This window comes from Stenotrophomonas sp. STEN033 (genome assembly GCF_056856655.1).
Genome location: NZ_JBXFWM010000088.1, coordinates 1 through 16,040, shown reverse-complemented (window position 1 = coordinate 16,040; position 16,040 = coordinate 1). Strand labels below are relative to the sequence as shown.

General features: G+C 62.3%; 14 protein-coding genes. 3 read left to right on the top strand and 11 right to left on the bottom strand.

What is annotated here, in order from left to right; genetic code table 11:
• Window positions 1-237 (top strand): integrase core domain-containing protein (locus AC1VXC_RS19690; RefSeq protein ID WP_482995086.1); only part of this gene is annotated, 237 nt, incomplete at its 5' end.
• 374 nt (window positions 238-611) lie between these two features.
• Here AC1VXC_RS19690 and AC1VXC_RS19685 read toward each other — a convergent pair.
• The 6 genes from AC1VXC_RS19685 to AC1VXC_RS19660 all read right to left on the bottom strand — a co-directional run bounded on the left by AC1VXC_RS19685 (window position 612) and on the right by AC1VXC_RS19660 (window position 7,255).
• Window positions 612-1,094, bottom strand: coding sequence for a hypothetical protein (locus tag AC1VXC_RS19685; RefSeq protein WP_481539216.1), 483 nt, complete (start codon window positions 1,092-1,094; stop codon window positions 612-614).
• A gap of 252 nt (window positions 1,095-1,346) precedes the next feature.
• Window positions 1,347-2,009 carry an RHS repeat domain-containing protein gene (locus tag AC1VXC_RS19680; RefSeq protein WP_481539215.1) on the bottom strand — a complete coding sequence of 221 codons (663 nt, stop codon included), beginning with the start codon at window positions 2,007-2,009 and terminating at the stop codon, window positions 1,347-1,349.
• 939 nt (window positions 2,010-2,948) lie between these two features.
• On the bottom strand, window positions 2,949-3,842 hold the full coding sequence (locus AC1VXC_RS19675; protein WP_481539214.1) for a catalase: 894 nt from the start codon (window positions 3,840-3,842) through the stop codon (window positions 2,949-2,951).
• 63 nt (window positions 3,843-3,905) lie between these two features.
• Window positions 3,906-5,387 (bottom strand): aldehyde dehydrogenase family protein, encoded by a 1,482-nt coding sequence (locus AC1VXC_RS19670; RefSeq protein ID WP_313169187.1) that lies wholly within the window; start codon window positions 5,385-5,387, stop codon window positions 3,906-3,908.
• 18 nt (window positions 5,388-5,405) lie between these two features.
• Window positions 5,406-5,663 carry a putative antibiotic biosynthesis monooxygenase gene (locus tag AC1VXC_RS19665; protein WP_313169185.1) on the bottom strand — a complete coding sequence of 86 codons (258 nt, stop codon included), beginning with the start codon at window positions 5,661-5,663 and terminating at the stop codon, window positions 5,406-5,408.
• Window positions 5,663-7,255 carry a GMC family oxidoreductase gene (locus AC1VXC_RS19660; protein ID WP_481539213.1) on the bottom strand — a complete coding sequence of 531 codons (1,593 nt, stop codon included), beginning with the start codon at window positions 7,253-7,255 and terminating at the stop codon, window positions 5,663-5,665. Before AC1VXC_RS19660 ends, AC1VXC_RS19665 begins: the two co-directional genes overlap by 1 nt.
• 156 nt (window positions 7,256-7,411) lie before the next feature.
• Between AC1VXC_RS19660 and AC1VXC_RS19655 the strand changes: the two genes are divergently transcribed.
• Window positions 7,412-8,365, top strand: a complete 954-nt coding sequence (locus tag AC1VXC_RS19655) for a LysR family transcriptional regulator (protein ID WP_481539212.1) — start codon at window positions 7,412-7,414, stop codon at window positions 8,363-8,365.
• 51 nt (window positions 8,366-8,416) lie between these two features.
• Here the strand turns inward: AC1VXC_RS19655 and ispH are convergent, their stop codons facing one another.
• The 5 genes from ispH to murJ form a co-directional block, all read right to left on the bottom strand.
• Window positions 8,417-9,367: a 4-hydroxy-3-methylbut-2-enyl diphosphate reductase gene (gene ispH, locus AC1VXC_RS19650; protein ID WP_313169179.1), complete on the bottom strand. Its 951-nt coding sequence runs from the start codon at window positions 9,365-9,367 to the stop codon at window positions 8,417-8,419.
• Window positions 9,368-9,419: 52 nt separating this feature from the next.
• Entirely contained in the window at window positions 9,420-9,926 is a 507-nt protein-coding gene (gene lspA, locus AC1VXC_RS19645) for a signal peptidase II (RefSeq protein WP_481539211.1), read from the bottom strand.
• Window positions 9,927-10,018: 92 nt separating this feature from the next.
• Window positions 10,019-12,850, bottom strand: coding sequence for an isoleucine--tRNA ligase (gene ileS, locus AC1VXC_RS19640; RefSeq protein ID WP_481539210.1), 2,832 nt, complete (start codon window positions 12,848-12,850; stop codon window positions 10,019-10,021).
• Window positions 12,847-13,794 (bottom strand): bifunctional riboflavin kinase/FAD synthetase, encoded by a 948-nt coding sequence (locus AC1VXC_RS19635; protein WP_481539209.1) that lies wholly within the window; start codon window positions 13,792-13,794, stop codon window positions 12,847-12,849. Before AC1VXC_RS19635 ends, ileS begins: the two co-directional genes overlap by 4 nt.
• 65 nt (window positions 13,795-13,859) lie before the next feature.
• Window positions 13,860-15,461, bottom strand: a complete 1,602-nt coding sequence (murJ, locus tag AC1VXC_RS19630) for a murein biosynthesis integral membrane protein MurJ (protein WP_313170174.1) — start codon at window positions 15,459-15,461, stop codon at window positions 13,860-13,862.
• Between the two features lie 115 nt (window positions 15,462-15,576).
• Between murJ and rpsT the strand changes: the two genes are divergently transcribed.
• Window positions 15,577-15,846 (top strand): 30S ribosomal protein S20, encoded by a 270-nt coding sequence (gene rpsT / locus AC1VXC_RS19625; RefSeq protein ID WP_057629708.1) that lies wholly within the window; start codon window positions 15,577-15,579, stop codon window positions 15,844-15,846.
• Window positions 15,847-16,040 lie beyond the last annotated feature (194 nt).

The following is a 16,040-nucleotide window of genomic DNA, read 5'->3' as shown; positions in this document are numbered from 1 at the left end:
TTCATCGAGCCAGGACGGCCAATGCAGAACGGCTTTATCGAACGCTTCAATGGCAGCTTCCGACGTGGCGTGCTGGATATGCACGTCTTCCGCAATCTCGGAGAAGTACGCCAACAAGCACAGCAGTGGTTGCCCGATTACAACACCCACATACCTCCCCACACCCGCGGCGGGCTGACGCCCGCCGAATTCCGCCAATACCACGAACCGGAAACCTCTAATTTTGCCTGGCATTGAATTACGGGGAGTCGACAGTATGAAAAGCCAATCACGGAGACGCCAGAACATCCCCCAGTCTTGACATTGGTCAGCTGCCAATTCGCGCCATAGCAATAATAATGATCACGCGCCACCTTACTGGATGTTACCCCCAACTTTCACGCGCGCCAGGTTATCCAGAGCGTCGTAGGCGCGACCCGCCCTCGGACCAGCGCATAAGGGAACCTCTAAAAACCTCGTCGCCCCCAAGAAAGCGTGAGCTCATCAATTTTAAGCTCTTGAAAGTCAGGGGCTCTTAATTCCCTTTTCCGCGAAAAGGGTGAGCGAAAGATGGTTTTTCGAGGTTCTCATAAGCGGCGGACTCGGAATTTTTACAACAAATCCCATAATTTCTAAAGCTCATCAAATCTTGATATGCGAGAAATGTACGCATTAGGAATTCTTCCAACGCATGCACCATTCTCAGCTCCTTTCGAATAGACGCCTTCCGCCATGACAAAATAGATTCCATGTTTCATCAAAGCGGAGGGCTGCTGCCCCTCAATCTCTTTCGGACTAACCGCTATGCAGCCGATGAAATCGACCCTACGCAAAGCATCTGGCGAGGGGCCCATCATACTGAACGCCCCCCCTTCGTACAGCAGATAACCAAACGTCGCCACTCTTTGCCCATCACGAATTGCGGGCGTAGCCAAGAGCGCATATAGGGAAACTTGGCATGATTGCTGGCCGTTCCTTGCCCCAGTCCACCCTTGGCAATCGTCATCAGATCGCTCACCTGCAAATGCACTTAACCATAAGAACGCATATGCAAAAACGGCAAGCGCGACATATTTAAAGTTCTTTTTCATATGACCCCGCAAAGACAATTTCATTCGACCCCGCATTTTTGACAGCATCTCTCCAGGATTTTAAACTGAAAAATGTCACTGGCCCGGATGGAGGAACGACATACATATCCACATTGTTACCAAAAGCCCGAGCGACATCGCCGTCATTAGTCATGCCAACATGGTAAAACTTCCCGCCTTTCCCAAACGCGCCTGCCCCCGATAGTTGATAATAAGCATGCTTCTCGGGATGCGTATGAATGATTGCATTCCACTTATACGCACCTCTGTAAATAGTTACGGCCCCCCCCTTGCATTAGAGCTACTGCTATAAGCATAATCCACAACACGGTAGTCGGAGTCATGCCGCTCTTCTATATTTGCAGAAATCTCTCTACCTGAAGCTTGCTGCAGAGGACGCGCGTTATTAGAAAAAGATCGAACAGCTCCTTTCTTCGAATCATTGATCTGATTTGGAGACTCCGAATTCAACCTCGCAATTCGCGCCTCAAGCGCCTTTTCACCCATGCATATCCTTGTTCCAATACTGCAGGATTGTCTTCCATCCGGGTCAGTGAACTTGTACGGATTATTGTTAGCGTACCAATACCGATTAAACGCGCCAACCGGGTTGCTATACGCCGTCACCGGATCCACCGACAGGAACCTGCCGATCTGCGGATCGTAGTAACGCTGCTGCATGTAGGTCATGCTTGTAAGCGAATCCTCAACATGTCCGGTGAAACCCGGTTGATCCGATGGTGCTCGATTGATGGGGGCGCCATAAGGCTCATACATGTCGCGCTCGATAACGCTACCGGCCCCATCACTGATGGCGATGGGGGAGCCGAGCACATCAGTATGCACGTACTCAATGACGGCTTGCGCATTCGCCGATCCCAAAAAAAACCAAAGCAAACATGCAACGATAGCGCGCCAAAACAAAGAAAGGCCGATCATAGTGTGCTCCACTCCTTAGAGTCCATTATCAACACTCTGATAGAAAGGCGGTGCGGAGTACGCAGAGCATCCGGTTGCGTTACATGCCTGAACAACATGCGATGTTCCGCAGTACCCGCCTCCAACCTGCATCACTTCAGTGGCAACACCGCTGTATTGAACTATTCCAGTAGCGGGCACTTTCAAATTGTAGCTCGTAGCTCCCTGCGCTACGGTCCACCTCACAGTACATCGAACTTTGAGTTGAGTACCGACATACCACTGGTACTTCGTCGACTCCAAGATCATAGGCGTAGGAGGAATGGGAGCCGGCGCAATCGTCAGTCCGACAATGTTTGAATAACCACTGCATCCAGCAGCGTTACACGCCTGCCCACGGAAGGAATATGACCCGGCCTCCAGTCCGCGCAGAGTCGCCGACAGATATTCCGCGTACTGGGCTGAAACCCAAAGCCCACCATTCGAGCTCTTTTCAATACGATATTTGGTTGCGGTTGCTACTGCGGCCCAACTCAACACGTATCCGCCACTATCATTGGCGACAGCTGGCCCTAGAACCAATGGCTGGGGAGGGAAAATTACCGAAATAACAACTGTGTTCGAGTACGGCCCACAACCCCCAACCGCATTGCAGACTCGCAGACGATAAGAGTAAGCAGCTGCTGGTCTGCCAGAAAAATCCTGCGCCAACGCAGAATGATTAGCGACCTGCGCCCAAACCCCGCCATTTATGGACTCCTCAACTTCATATCGACCAGCGGACGCCACCGCATTCCAACCCAGCCTATAAGCACCGGTATATGACTCAGCGGGCAGTGAAATAGACCCAGGTGCCGCTGGAGGATACTGAACCACTAAGTTGACCACGGAACTTGGCGATCCACAGCCCCCCGCATTGCACGCCTCACACCTCAAGCAGCTGATCACTCGCCGCGATAGCTACCGCGCCAACCGGCGTCCCGCAGCCAGCCGATACGCCCTGAGCCTTGCATGCAGCATCGGGTCACCAGCAAACCCTATCCCCGCCGGCAACAACGCCGGGTCAAAGACTACTTTGCGCTGGCTGGCCTGCTGCGGCAGCAGCCGCTCCAGCCAGATGTGGCCAAGCGCGAATGATGGCGTGGCCGGGTCCCAGCCGCGACTGATGTCGGCCGGATCCTCACCCTCGGGCACCGGGGTGAACAGCAGGGCGAATACCACGCTGCCCTTCGATAGTTCGCCGCGCAGACGCTTGTCCAGGTAATCCGGGCCGTCCGGCGGCGCGCGGGCGACATAGGGTTTGGTCGCGCGCACACTGAGGCGGCCGATGCGCGCGTGCCCGTCCGGAGCGATCAGCCGGTAGGCGTGCAGCATGTGGTAATCCAGGGCGCTGAAGCTGCTGGTCACCGCACCTGCGCGCAATTCCTCGAAACGCGCCACCGCCGGGCAACCAGCCATCTGCGCCGCCAGCATCGCCGGTGAGCGCTCGCGTTGATTCAATGCATTCAAGAAAGCGAGAAACGCTTCCGGATCACTGGCCGGAAAGCCTTCCAGCGAGTGCCCTATCAGCACCATTCCCGCCTTGTTGCCAATCCGCAGGGCGAGGCCGCGCGGTTCGCCGGCGGGGCTGCGCTGATCTATATGTGGATTGGCACCGGAGCTGGAAAAACGCGCGACTACGCGCTGGTCCTCGCCGCCGAATACGGCGGCCATGCAGAACTGCGGCGCAGTGGCGGTGGCACGGAAATGCCCTTCCACCAGCAGGCCGCGTGCATGATTCACCCGGCCACCGGTGGCCACCTTTGCCCCGGCGCGCAGGGCAGCGAACAGCGCCTGCGACATGTCTGTCGCCATCGTCGTTTCCTCGCACCGCACCGCCGCGGCAGCAGACAGCAGCTCGCGCAGGCGCGGCGCAGATCAGCGCTCACTCATACCAGGGCGCAGCGCGATATGTTTGTATTCTAGGAAGTCTTCCAGGGCGGCCAGTCCATTCAGTCGCCCCAGCCCGGACTGCTTGAAGCCGCCCTCCTCCGTGCCGTCGAAAACCCGCGCCCAGTCATTGATCCAGACCGAGCCGGCATCCAGCGCCTCGGCAACACGCAATGCGCGGTCCACGTCGCGCGTCCAGACGCTGGCAGCCAAACCGTATTCGCTGTCGTTGGCCAGGCGGATCGCCTGTGCCTCGTCATTGAAGCGTTGAATGGTGAGCACCGGGCCGAAGGTTTCCTGCTGGATGATGTCCAGCGCGTTGTCGAACACTTCCAGCAAGGCCGGGCGGAAGAACGCGCCTTTGCGCAGCGGACCGGTGGTAATGGGGCCTCCACGTTCAACCACGATCGCGCCGGAGCCAATTGCGTCCTCGACCACTGCATCCACCCGCGCCACATTTGCGCGATCGATCAACGGCCCCATGTCACTGCGCGGGTCCGCCGCCGGGCCCACCTTGACCATGCGTAGGCGCGCGCCCATGCCATCACGCACCGCGTCGTAGAGCGCGTCATGCACCAGCAGGCGTGAGCCGGTCATGCAAAACTGGCCACTGAAGACCGTCAGTGCTTTCTCCAGCATGGGCAATGCCTGGCCCAGATCGGCATCCTCGAACAGGATCATCGGCGTCTTGCCCCCCAGCTCCATGCCGAAGCGTTTGAGGTGCCTGGCCCCGCTACCGCTTATCGCCCGGCCGGTGCGGGTGGATCCGGTAAAACTCACTACCGGTACTTGCGGCGACTCCACCAGGTAGCTGGAGCCTTCAGCACCGCTTTCGAAGAACAGATTGATGACACCACGCGGCAGGGATTCGGCTTCGGCCATGATCCTGGCCATGGTGCTGGCGATCTGCGCTACCTGCGCCGGCAGTTTGATCACTGCGGTGCAGCCAGCGGCCAATGCCGGTGCCAAGGAACGGATGCTCAGCACCACCGGCGAGTTCCAGGGAGCAATCACCGCCGCCACCCCCATCGGCTGGCGCAGGACCATCGACAGCCGGCCCGGCTTCGGGCGCAGCGCGCGGCCCGCCTCCAACATCGCGGTCGCCGCCGAATAGCGCAGCTTGCTGGGCACCATGTCCAGTTCGAACTTGGCCTCGGCGGCGATCTTGCCGTTCTCCAGTGAAAGGATCTCGGCCAAGCGATCCCGGTTGCGCTCGAACGCCTGCGCCAGCTGCTCCAGCACCTGCGCGCGCAACTCATGGTCGTGCGCCCACAGGGTCTGCTGGAAGGCCTGCGATGCAGCCGCTACCGCCGCCATCGCCGCAGCACGACCATTGTCCGGGTAGCTGCCGATCACCTCATACGTAGCCGGATTTATTGAATCCTTGAGCACGCCATCAAAACGCGGAATGCCATTGATCCAGTTGGCAGCCCGCCGCAGGTGATCCGGGGATTTGCTCGATCCGCTCATGCGGCCTCCGCACGTTGATTATTCAGGGTCCACCGGCCCTTGCCGGTCGTTTGCCGCAGGGCGCCACACTGCGGATACCAGCAGCTCCACCAAGGGCGCGCTGATGTTGACCACGATCGGCACGATGATCAGCGTCGACCCCATCACCCGCAGCGGCAATGGCCATTGTTTGAAGTACGAGCCGAACACACTCACCACCGTCAACACGGTGGGATACACCGCCAGCCAGATCAGCAAGGTGCGCTTCAAACGCGATGCGAGCTCGTTGCGCCACATCAGCAGCCTGCATCCCGCATCCACTGGCTGATGCGCTCGGCCAGCATGATCACGGTCGGATTGGTTGCCACGCATGGCACATCCGGAAAAGCAGAGGCATCGGCCACGCGCAACCCGTCCACACCGCGTACGCGCCCCTGGTAGTCGGTTACCGCGTGCGCATCGTTCGCACCGCCCATCGGCGCGGTGGAGGTGGGGTGGTGGTAGATGTCCAGCGCCATGGGCAGCGCCGCCTCCAGTGCCTCGTACGAGGTTGCCAGCGCGCCCGGCACCATCTCCTCGGCAATCAACGCCGCCAAGGGGGCTTGTCTGGCGATATGCCGGATCAGCTTGATGCCTTCCACCATCAATTGCCGGTCCTGTGCATCGTTCAACAGGTTGAGTGCAATGACCGGCGCCGCCTCCGGCGCGCGCGAACGCAGCGTCACCGAGCCCAGCGCGCGTGGCCGGGTCAATGCCAAGGTCAGCATGAAGATCGCCCCGGTGGGCGAGGCTTGCGGGTCACCGTAATGCACTGCCGACACATGCAGATCACCGACATTGGCGGCAGCCTGGGACGAGCGCGCCCACAGGATTGCACCGACCGGCGGCACCGGCAGACCGAGCCGATCCGGGCGCGCGGCCCAGGTGGTATAGAAGAATGGGTGTTCCTGCAGTCGCTGGCCGACCGGCAGGTCGGCAACCACCTCGATATCCAGCTCCTGCAGATGCTTCGCCGGGCCAATCCCGGGGCGCAGCAACACCGCTGCGGTGCCATAGGCGCCGGCACTCAGCACGATGTTGCCAGCGGCAATACGTTGGCCATCGGCCAGCAGCACCGCTGCCGCGCGCCGGCCCTCGAAAATGACACGATCAACCAGTGCCTCGCTGCGGATGGTCAGGTTGGGGCGCATCCGCACATCGAGCGAAAGATAGGTCATGCCGGTATTGAGCCGCTGCCCCATCCGGTTGTTCATCGGATAAGGACCGACGCCGAACGGCTGCTCGCCGTTGAAGTCATCCACCTGCGTAAAGCCCGCCTGCAGCGCCGCGGCGATGAAGGCGCGCTGCATGTCCGAGACTTCATCATCCTGCAGGTAATGGATGGGCCACGGCCCGCTGCGGCCATGCACGGCATCCTCGCCGTGCACCGTGCGCTCGCTGCGCTGGAAGAACGGCAACACATCCTGTGCCGTCCAGTGTTCCAGGCCTGCCGCGGTCCAGCGCTCGAAGTCGCCCGCCGGTGCGCGCATCGCCACACCTGCGTTGACCGCCGAACAGCCACCCAGCACCTTGCCACGCGGGACCGGTATCGTCGTACCGTAGCGCGTGGGTTCGGCCGAATATCCCCAGTCGTGCGTGGCATCGCCGCCGATGATGTGCTGCTGGCGCACCGCGTCGGGGTAGGCGTCGGGCGCATAGGCTGGCCCCGCCTCGATCAGCAGGACACGCCGGTACGACTCCTCGCTGAGCCTACGCGCCATCACCGCGCCCGCCGAACCGCCCCCGACAATCACCACGTCGTAGTGCGACTCCTCCGAACTGGCCAGCGCATGCGCACTGTCACCGCGCACCTGCGCCCCTGTACCCGCGTATTTTTGCCGAGTCGCCATGGCGAGCACCTCCTTGCCGCAGAACCGTCAAACCAACCTCCGCCAGCGTCAAACAGCCGTGCCGCAAGCGCTGTCGTTGGCGAAACCTTGGCGTACATCGTCGGTCGCCGGCAGCGCAATCAGAATCCATGCAACTGTCATCACAGCCAGGAACAAATGTCCTCAGTCCTCTCATCGCTGGAATCATTGAATGGTTTGATCGCGTTCGCTTCCGCAGTGCGGGCGGGAAGCTTTTCGGCGGCAGGCCGGCAACTGGGCCTATCCGCTTCGGCGGTCGGCAAATCCGTCGAGCGACTGGAGTTGCGCCTGGGCATGCGCCTGCTCAACCGCACTACCCGTTCCCTGGCGCTCACCGGCGAAGGCGAAGTGCTGTACCACTACGCGAACAAAGTGGTGAGCGACCTGCAGGAGGCCGAGCGCGAACTGAACATGCGTCAACGCACGCCACGCGGACGCCTGAAGATCACCGCCAGTCCCCTTCTGGGGCGCAAGTTCGTGCTGCCCGCACTGCGCGACTTCGCCATGCAGCATCCCGAAGTCGACGTCGCGCTCAGTCTCGATGCCGACCGTCGCGACATCGTCGAGGATGGCTTTGACCTCGCGCTATGGGCAGGCGAACTGGAAAATTCCAGCCTGCAGGCGCGTCGACTGGGGTCTTATGCACTCGTTACTTGTGCTTCACCGCGCTATCTTGCCGAGCACGGCGTTCCCGGCTCGCCCATGGATCTGGCCTGCCACTGCTGCATCCATTACCGGCATCCGGACAACGAGCGACTGGAACCCTGGCGATTCCGGGACGGGGCACTACCCAGGTCCACCACACCCGACTCCGCCCTCAATGATGTCGCGGCGCTGGCAAGTGCCGCACTGGTCGGACTGGGCATCGTGCAACTGCCTGACTATGTCGTTCGCGAAGACGTCGTCAATGGTCGGTTGCTGCAGGTGCTTGGCAACTACTCCGCCGCACCGACCGGCATCTTTCTGGTCTGGCCGCCGATGGCAGCGCAGGTGCCGCGGGTGCGTGTCTTCATCGACTTCATCGCCAAGCGCGCGAGCCAGGAATTCAGTACCTCAGGCACCGCGATCACGGCAACGCCCAAAAACGAATAAAGCCGACCCGGAGGATCGGCTTCATCGCTCGTAGTACCGTAGTGTCCGACCTCAGTCCACAAGGCGCAGACGCAATTCCTTCGGCAGCGCGAACACCATGGTTTCCGGCTCGCCACCCGTCTCGCGCACGCTACCCGCGCCCAGTTCGCGCAACCGTGCAATCACACCGTCGACCAGCACCTGCGGTGCCGATGCACCGGCCGTCAGGCCGATGTGCTGCTTGCCGACCACCCATTGCGGATCGATCTCGTCCGCGCCATCGATCAGGTAGGACTCCACGCCTTCACGACGTGCAAGCTCGCTTAGACGGTTGGAATTGGAGCTGTTCGGCGAACCCACCACCAGCACCAGATCACATTCCTTGGCCAGGTCGCGTACCGCATCCTGGCGGTTCTGCGTGGCGTAGCAGATGTCGTCGTTCTTCGGCCCCTGGATCTTGGGAAAATGCTTGCGCAGCGCTTCGATCACGGCGCGGGTGTCATCCACCGACAAGGTGGTCTGGGTGGTGTAGGCGAAGTTCTCCGGCTGCGATACCTGCAGCTTCTCGACATCTTCCACGCTCTCGACCAGATAGATATGGCCCACGCCCTTCTCGCGGTTCCACTGGCCCATGGTGCCTTCCACTTCGGGATGGCCTTCGTGGCCGATCAGCACCACGTCGCGGCCGGCGCGGCAGTGACGTGCGACTTCCAGATGGACCTTGGTCACCAACGGGCAGGTGGCATCGAAGACCTTCAGGCCACGACGATCGGCCTCCATGCGCACCGCCTGCGACACACCATGCGCACTGAAGATGACGGTGTTTCCATCCGGCACCTCATCGAGCTCTTCCACGAAGATGGCGCCGCGCGCCTTCAGGTCATCGACCACGAAACGGTTGTGCACCACCTCGTGGCGCACATAGATCGGCGCACCCAGGGTTTCGATGGCGCGTTTGACGATCTCGATGGCGCGGTCGACACCGGCACAGAAACCACGGGGATTGGCGAGCAATACGTCCATCTTCAACGACTCCGACCGCTGACGGTCGCTAATGCGGGAACAGATGCCGGGATCATCCGGCTTTTTTCTCGGCCTTGCCATCAAGCAGGCCCATCAACGCGATGCCAATGGCGCCACCCACGATCGCCGCGTCGGCGATGTTGAACGATGGCCAGTAATGGTCACCGATATACCACTGGATGAAATCCACCACGTGACCATGAATCTGGCGGTCGATGACATTGCCGATGGCACCACCGATCACCAGCGCATACGGCAGCGCACTGCGCCAGTTGGCGCGCGGCGTGCGCGACAGCCAGAACGCCATCAGGCCACTGATTGCGATGGCCAGAAACGTGAAGAACCACAGCTGCCAGCCACCGGCATCACTGAGGAAGCTGAATGCTGCGCCGGTGTTATAGGTGCGGTACCAGTTCCAGAAACCCTCGATCACCGGCACCGGGGTGAACTCAGGCAGGCTGGACAGCACCCAGGCCTTGCTCCACTGGTCCAGGCCGATCACGGCCACCGACACCAGCAGGTAGATCAACGCATTGGGTTTAACCGCTTTGGACTGCATGCAAACACCCTTGAAAGTTCAACAACCAAAGAAGCGAGAAGGAGACCGTTGCCGTTTCTCGCTTCTCCCTCCTGTTTACTCGCTGCTCGCCATCAGAACCAGCGGCGGTCTTCGCCAGCACCGTCGATATTGCTGACGCAACGGCCGCACAGTTCCGGATGCGCCTCGACCGAGCCGACATCGGCGCGGTAATGCCAGCAACGCACGCACTTGGCCTTGTCGGTCGGCTGCGCGCTGACAAACACCTCGTCGGTGGTCGCCGGGCGCACGCTGACATCGCCACTGATGAACAGGAAGCGCAGCTCCTCGGCCAGCGGCTGCCAGCGCGCGGCCTGCTCCTCGTTGGCAGCGACGGTGATCTCCGCTTCCAGCGCGGCACCGATGGCGCCATTGGCACGCATCGGCTCCAGCACCTTGGAGACCTGCTCACGCAGCGCCAGCAACTGGTCGAAATCGGCTGCGCCCAGCTGGGCATCGGCCGGCAACGGCGCCAGGCCGTCATACCAGGTGGTGAACAACACGTTGTCGGCACGCTTGCCCGGCAGATAGCCCCACAGCTCTTCGGCGGTGAAGGTCAGGATCGGTGCCACCCAGCGCACGAACGCCTCGGCGATATGGAACATCGCCGTCTGCGCCGAACGACGGCCGCGCGAATCCTCCTGCATCGTGTACAGGCGGTCCTTGGTCACGTCCAGATACAGCGAACCCAGGTCGACGCTGCAGAAGTTCAGCAGCAGCTGCACGATCTCGGCCATGTTGTAGTTGGCGTAGGCGGCCTTGATCTTCTCCTGCAGCTCGAACGCGCGATGCACGATCCAGCGGTCCAGGGCGACCATGTCCGGCAAGGCAACCAGGTGCTGGGTCGGATCGAAACCGTCCAGGTTGCCGAGCAGGAAGCGCGCGGTGTTGCGCAGGCGGCGGTAGGCGTCGGCGTTGCGCTTGAGGATTTCCTGCGACAGCGACATCTCGTTGCTGTAATCGGCCGAGGCAATCCACAGGCGCAGGATGTCCGCGCCCAAGGTGCGCATGATTTCCTGCGGCTCGATGCCGTTACCCAGCGACTTGGACATCTTGCGGCCGTGCTCGTCCACGGTAAAACCGTGGGTCAGGCACTGCTTGTACGGCGCGTGCTTGTCGATGGCCACGCCGGTCAGCAGCGAGGACTGGAACCAGCCACGGTGCTGGTCGGAACCTTCCAGGTACAGGTCGGCCGGCTTGCCATAACCACGTGCCAGCAGCACGCCTTCATGGGTCACGCCGGAGTCGAACCAGACATCGAGGATGTCGGTGACCTTTTCGTACTGGGCCGCTTCTTCGCCAAGCAGTTCGCTGGCGTCCAGCGAATACCAGACGTCGATGCCGCCCTGCTCCACGCGATCGGCCACCTGCTGCATCAGCTCGACGCTGCGCGGGTGCGGCTCACCGGTTTCGCGGTGGGTGAACAAGGCAATCGGCACGCCCCAGGTACGCTGGCGGCTGATGCACCAGTCCGGGCGACCGTCGACCATGCTGCTGATACGCGCCTTGCCCCAGCTCGGGAACCAGCCCACGTTGTCGATGGCCGCCATCGCGTCGTTGCGCAGGTTGGCCTTGTCCATCGAGATGAACCACTGCGGGGTGGCACGGAACACCACCGGCGTCTTGTGGCGCCAGCAATGCGGGTAGCTGTGCTGGATCTCGAAGAAGGCCAGCAGTGCGCCGCTCTCGCGCAGCACCTCGACGATCAGCGGCTGTGCCTTCCACAGATGCTGGCCAGCCAGCTCGACCGTGCCAGCCGGCGGCGTCGACGACAGGTAGACGCCACGGCCATCGACCGGGTTGATCTGGCCGGCGTTGTACTTGTCCATCACCCCGTACTGCTGGCTGACCGCGAAGTCTTCCTGGCCATGGCCGGGCGCGGTGTGCACCGCACCGGTACCATCGGCATCGGAGACGTGCTCACCGTTGAGCAGCGGCAGGTCGCGGTTGGCGTAGAACGGGTGCGCCAGCAGCTGGTTCTCCAGCGCCGAACCCTTGGCATGGCCGTGCACGACCACCTCGGTCACGCCGTAGCGCGACAGCGAACGCTCGGCCAGCGCCGAGGCCAGCACCAGCCAGCGCGGCTGGCCGTTGTGGGCCGGGCCTTCGACCAGCGCATATTCGATATCCGCACCCAGCGACACAGCCAGCGAAGCCGGCAGCGTCCACGGCGTGGTGGTCCAGATCGGCACCGCCACTTCCACGCCGGCCGGCAGATCTACACCGAAGCTGGCGGCAAGCGCCTTGGAATCGCGCGCGGCGTAAGCCACGTCGATGGCCGGCGAGGTCTTGTCCTGGTATTCGATTTCCGCTTCAGCCAGCGCCGAGCCACAGTCGAAGCACCAGTGCACCGGCTTGGCGCCACGCACCAGGTGGCCGTTGGCAACGATCTTGGACAGCGCACGGATCTCGTTGGCCTCGAAATCGAAGCTCAGCGTCTTGTACGGATTCTCCCAATCGCCAATCACACCCAGGCGCTTGAAGTCAGCGCGCTGCAGGTTGATCTGCTCTTCGGCGTACTCACGGCACTTCTGCCGGAACTGCTCGGCATCGAGTTTGACCCCGACCTTGCCCCACTTCTTCTCGACCGCGATCTCGATCGGCAGGCCATGGCAATCCCAGCCAGGGATGTAGGGTGCATCGAAGCCGTCGAGGTAACGCGACTTGACGATGATGTCCTTGAGGATCTTGTTGACCGCGTGGCCCAGGTGGATCTGGCCATTGGCATACGGCGGGCCGTCGTGCAGCACGAACAGCGGGCGACCCTTCGCGTTCTCGCGAAGCTGCGCGTAAATGCCCTGCTCTTCCCAACGTGCCAGGATGCCCGGCTCGCGCTTGGGCAGGTCGCCGCGCATCGGGAATTCCGTTGCCGGCAGATGGAGGGTGGCTTTGTAATCCTGGCTCACGCGGTAGCTCGCAATCTGTGTTCGTTGAGGATGCGACGCGCCTGTTCTGCGTCGCGGTGCATCTGCTCGGTCAACGCCGGCAGATCGTTGAACTTCTCTTCATCCCGCAGCTTGGCGACAAATTCCACTTCGATATGGCGGCCGTACAGATCGCCATGGAAGTCGAACAGATGTGCCTCAAGCAGCGGCTCCACACCTTCAACCGTGGGGCGCGTGCCGAAGCTCGACACCGACGGCCATGGCTGCTCGAAAACGCCATGTACCCACGTAGCGTAGATACCAGAAAGTGCGGGTGTTTTCGGGAAACGCAAGTTGGCGGTGGGGAAGCCCAGGGTGCGGCCCAACTGGCGCCCACGCACCACCCGGCCACCAATCGAATAGGGGCGGCCCAGCAACTCGCCGGCATGACCGAACTCACCTGCCACGATCAACTCGCGGATGCGGGTGCTGGAAATGCGCTCGCCATTCAGGTGCACCGGCTCGATCTCACCAGCGACAAAGCCGAGCTCGGCGCCCATCGCCTGCAGCAGCGCGATATCGCCGCCACGGCGGTTGCCGAAATGGAACTTGGGACCAATCCAGACTTCGCGCGCACCGAGCCGGCGCACCAGCATGTCGCGGACGAAGTCCTCTGCGGTGATCGCCGCCATCCTGGCGTCAAAGCGCAGCAGGCCGACGCTGTCGACCCCCAGCTCACGCAGGGTGGCGACCTTGTCACGGGCCAGCATCAAGCGCGGCGGCGGGTTGTCCTTGGCGAAGAACTCGCGCGGCAGCGGCTCGAAGCCCAAGGCTACCGCGGGCACACCCAAGGCGCGGGCACGGGCAACTGCGTGGCGCACCAGCGCCCGATGGCCCAGGTGCAGGCCATCGAAGGCACCAATGCAGACCACGCTTCCCTGCGGGAACAACACCCCGCCTTCGACGTCTCTAAAAAGCCTGCTCATTCCATCCGGATCCGGCCCATACGGGCCGGTTCTGTCGTGTGTAGCCTTGAAGTATAACGGGCGGCTCAATGCCCGCGCAGGTCGCGGGGACGGAAGCCCATCGCAATCATCGCCAGCAGATAACTCGCACCGCCGGCGCCGACCAGCAGCGCCAGGGCGCTGGCACGCTGCCACTTATCCATCGGCGTGAACTCCGGCAACCAATGCAGCAGGCCCAGCAGCACCGCCACCATCGCAGTACAGGCCACCACCAAGCGCAGCAGGTAGCCCGCCCAGCCCGGCCGGCGCTGGTAGACCCCGGTCTTGCCCAGCCAATACCAGAGCAGCGCCAGGTTCAGATAGCTGGACAGGGCACTGGCAATGCCCAGCGCCAGATGCAGGCCCGGCTGCTTGCCCAGGGCCACCATCACCCCCTGCTGCCTCAGCTCCGGCGGCACCATGAAGTGGAAAACCACCGCCAGCAGGATGAAGTTGAAGACCATATTGGCCACCAGCGCGACCAGGCCGGCGCGCACCGGGGTCTTGGTGTCCTGGCGCGAATAGAAGGCCGGCAGCACCACCTTCAGCAACGCGAAGGCCGGCAGGCCGAAACTCAGGCCATAAACCGCCAATGCGGTCATCTGGGTATCGAATTCGGTGAATCTGCGGTACTGGAACAAGGTGGCGATCAGCGGCTCGGCCAGCAACAGCAGGGCCAACATCGCCGGCACGGCGATCAGCAGCGTCATCCGCAGCCCCCAATCCAGCGCATTGGAGAAGCCCTCGCCGTCCGTCTTGACGTGGTGGCGGGCCAGCGCCGGCAGGATCACCGTACCCAGGGCCACGCCAAACACGCCCAGCGGCAGCTCCAGGAAGCGGTCCGCCAGCGACAGCCAGGACTGCGAGCCATCGGTCAGGTGGGCGGCAATCACCGTATCCAGCAGCAGGTTGATCTGCGCCACCGAGGAGCCGAACAGGGTTGGCACCATCAGGGTCAGCACTTTGCGCACATCGGGGTGGTTCCAGCCCCAGCGTGGCAAGGTCAGCAGATTGATGCCTTTCAGGCCCGGCAGCTGGAACAGCAACTGCAGCACGCCGGCCGCCAGCACCGCCCAGCCCAGCGCCAGGATCTGCTTCTCGGGCGTCCCGCCCAGCCGTGGCGCCAGCCACAACGCGCCGGCGATCATGCACAGATTGAGGATCACCGGCGTCAGCGCCGGCATCGCGAACCGCTGGAAGCTGTTCAGCGCACCGCCGGCCAGGGCGGTCAGCGAGACAAACAGCAGGAACGGAAAGGTCAGCCGGAACAGATCGACCAACAGGCCCTGCTTGGCCGGATCGCTGACGCCACTGCTGAACAGGAAGGCCAGCTGCGGGGTGAAAATCAGCGCCAGGGCGGTGATCACCAACAGCGCGCCGCCCAGGGTGCCGGACACCCGCGACATCAGCTCGCGCAGGTCGGCATGCGGCCGGGTCTCCTTCACCTCGGTGAAAACCGGCACGAAGGCGGTGGCGAAAGAGCCCTCCGCGAACAGCCGGCGCAGGAAGTTGGGCACCCGGAACGCGACCCAGAATGCATCCGTGACCGCATTGCTACCGAAGGTGGTAGTGATAACCTGATCGCGGACCAGGCCCAGGACCCGGGAAATCATCGTCATGCTGCTGAACGACAGCAGCCCCCGCAACATGCGCGGTGAACTCACCCACGGCCCCCTTGACAACTTGACTTGACGTTCATTCGGACAGCCATCATACTTGCATGCTTGCTGTTCCCACCACATCGATTTTCAGGAAACCACCACTGTGGCCAATATCAAGTCCGCCAAGAAGCGCGCCAAGCAGACCGTTGTGCGCAACGCGCGTAACACGGCTCAGCGTTCGATGCTGCGCACCGCCGTCAAGAAGGTGATCAAGGCTCTGGACGCCAACGACGCCGCCGGCGCCGAGGCAGCCTTCGCCGTCGCCCAGCCGATCCTCGACCGTTTCAGCGCCCGTGGCCTGATTCACAAGAACAAGGCTGCGCGTCACAAGAGCCGTCTGACCGCTCGCATCAAGGCCATCAAGGCCGCCTGATCCGCGCGATCACCCGGGGTCGCAAGACTCCCGGCATGAAAAGCCCGACCTTGTGTCGGGTTTTTTATTGCCCGCGATTTCACCTGTAGTGGGGGGGGCGCGGGGCGCGGGCGGCCGGCCGGCGGCGCCGCCCGCGGCCACCGGGAGGCCCCAGGCGCGGCGGGGCGGGGGGGAGGGGCGGGGAGGCGGCGCCG

Bases quoted from the DNA above. Each gene is read 5' to 3' on its own strand.
- ispH (WP_313169179.1), bottom strand. From the start codon at position 9,367: ATGGACGTATTGCTCGCCAATCCCCGTGGTTTCTGTGCCGGTGTCGAC.
- AC1VXC_RS19635 (WP_481539209.1), bottom strand. From the start codon at position 13,794: ATGAGCAGGCTTTTTAGAGACGTCGAAGGCGGGGTGTTGTTCCCGCAG.
- AC1VXC_RS19665 (WP_313169185.1), bottom strand. From the start codon at position 5,663: ATGTGGCGCAACGAGCTCGCATCGCGTTTGAAGCGCACCTTGCTGATC.
- murJ (WP_313170174.1), bottom strand. From the start codon at position 15,461: ATGTTGCGGGGGCTGCTGTCGTTCAGCAGCATGACGATGATTTCCCGG.
- AC1VXC_RS19660 (WP_481539213.1), bottom strand. From the start codon at position 7,255: ATGGCGACTCGGCAAAAATACGCGGGTACAGGGGCGCAGGTGCGCGGT.
- lspA (WP_481539211.1), bottom strand. From the start codon at position 9,926: ATGCAGTCCAAAGCGGTTAAACCCAATGCGTTGATCTACCTGCTGGTG.
- AC1VXC_RS19675 (WP_481539214.1), bottom strand. From the start codon at position 3,842: ATGGCGACAGACATGTCGCAGGCGCTGTTCGCTGCCCTGCGCGCCGGG.
- AC1VXC_RS19670 (WP_313169187.1), bottom strand. From the start codon at position 5,387: ATGAGCGGATCGAGCAAATCCCCGGATCACCTGCGGCGGGCTGCCAAC.
- AC1VXC_RS19685 (WP_481539216.1), bottom strand. From the start codon at position 1,094: ATGAAATTGTCTTTGCGGGGTCATATGAAAAAGAACTTTAAATATGTC.
- AC1VXC_RS19680 (WP_481539215.1), bottom strand. From the start codon at position 2,009: ATGATCGGCCTTTCTTTGTTTTGGCGCGCTATCGTTGCATGTTTGCTT.
- AC1VXC_RS19655 (WP_481539212.1), top strand. From the start codon at position 7,412: ATGTCCTCAGTCCTCTCATCGCTGGAATCATTGAATGGTTTGATCGCG.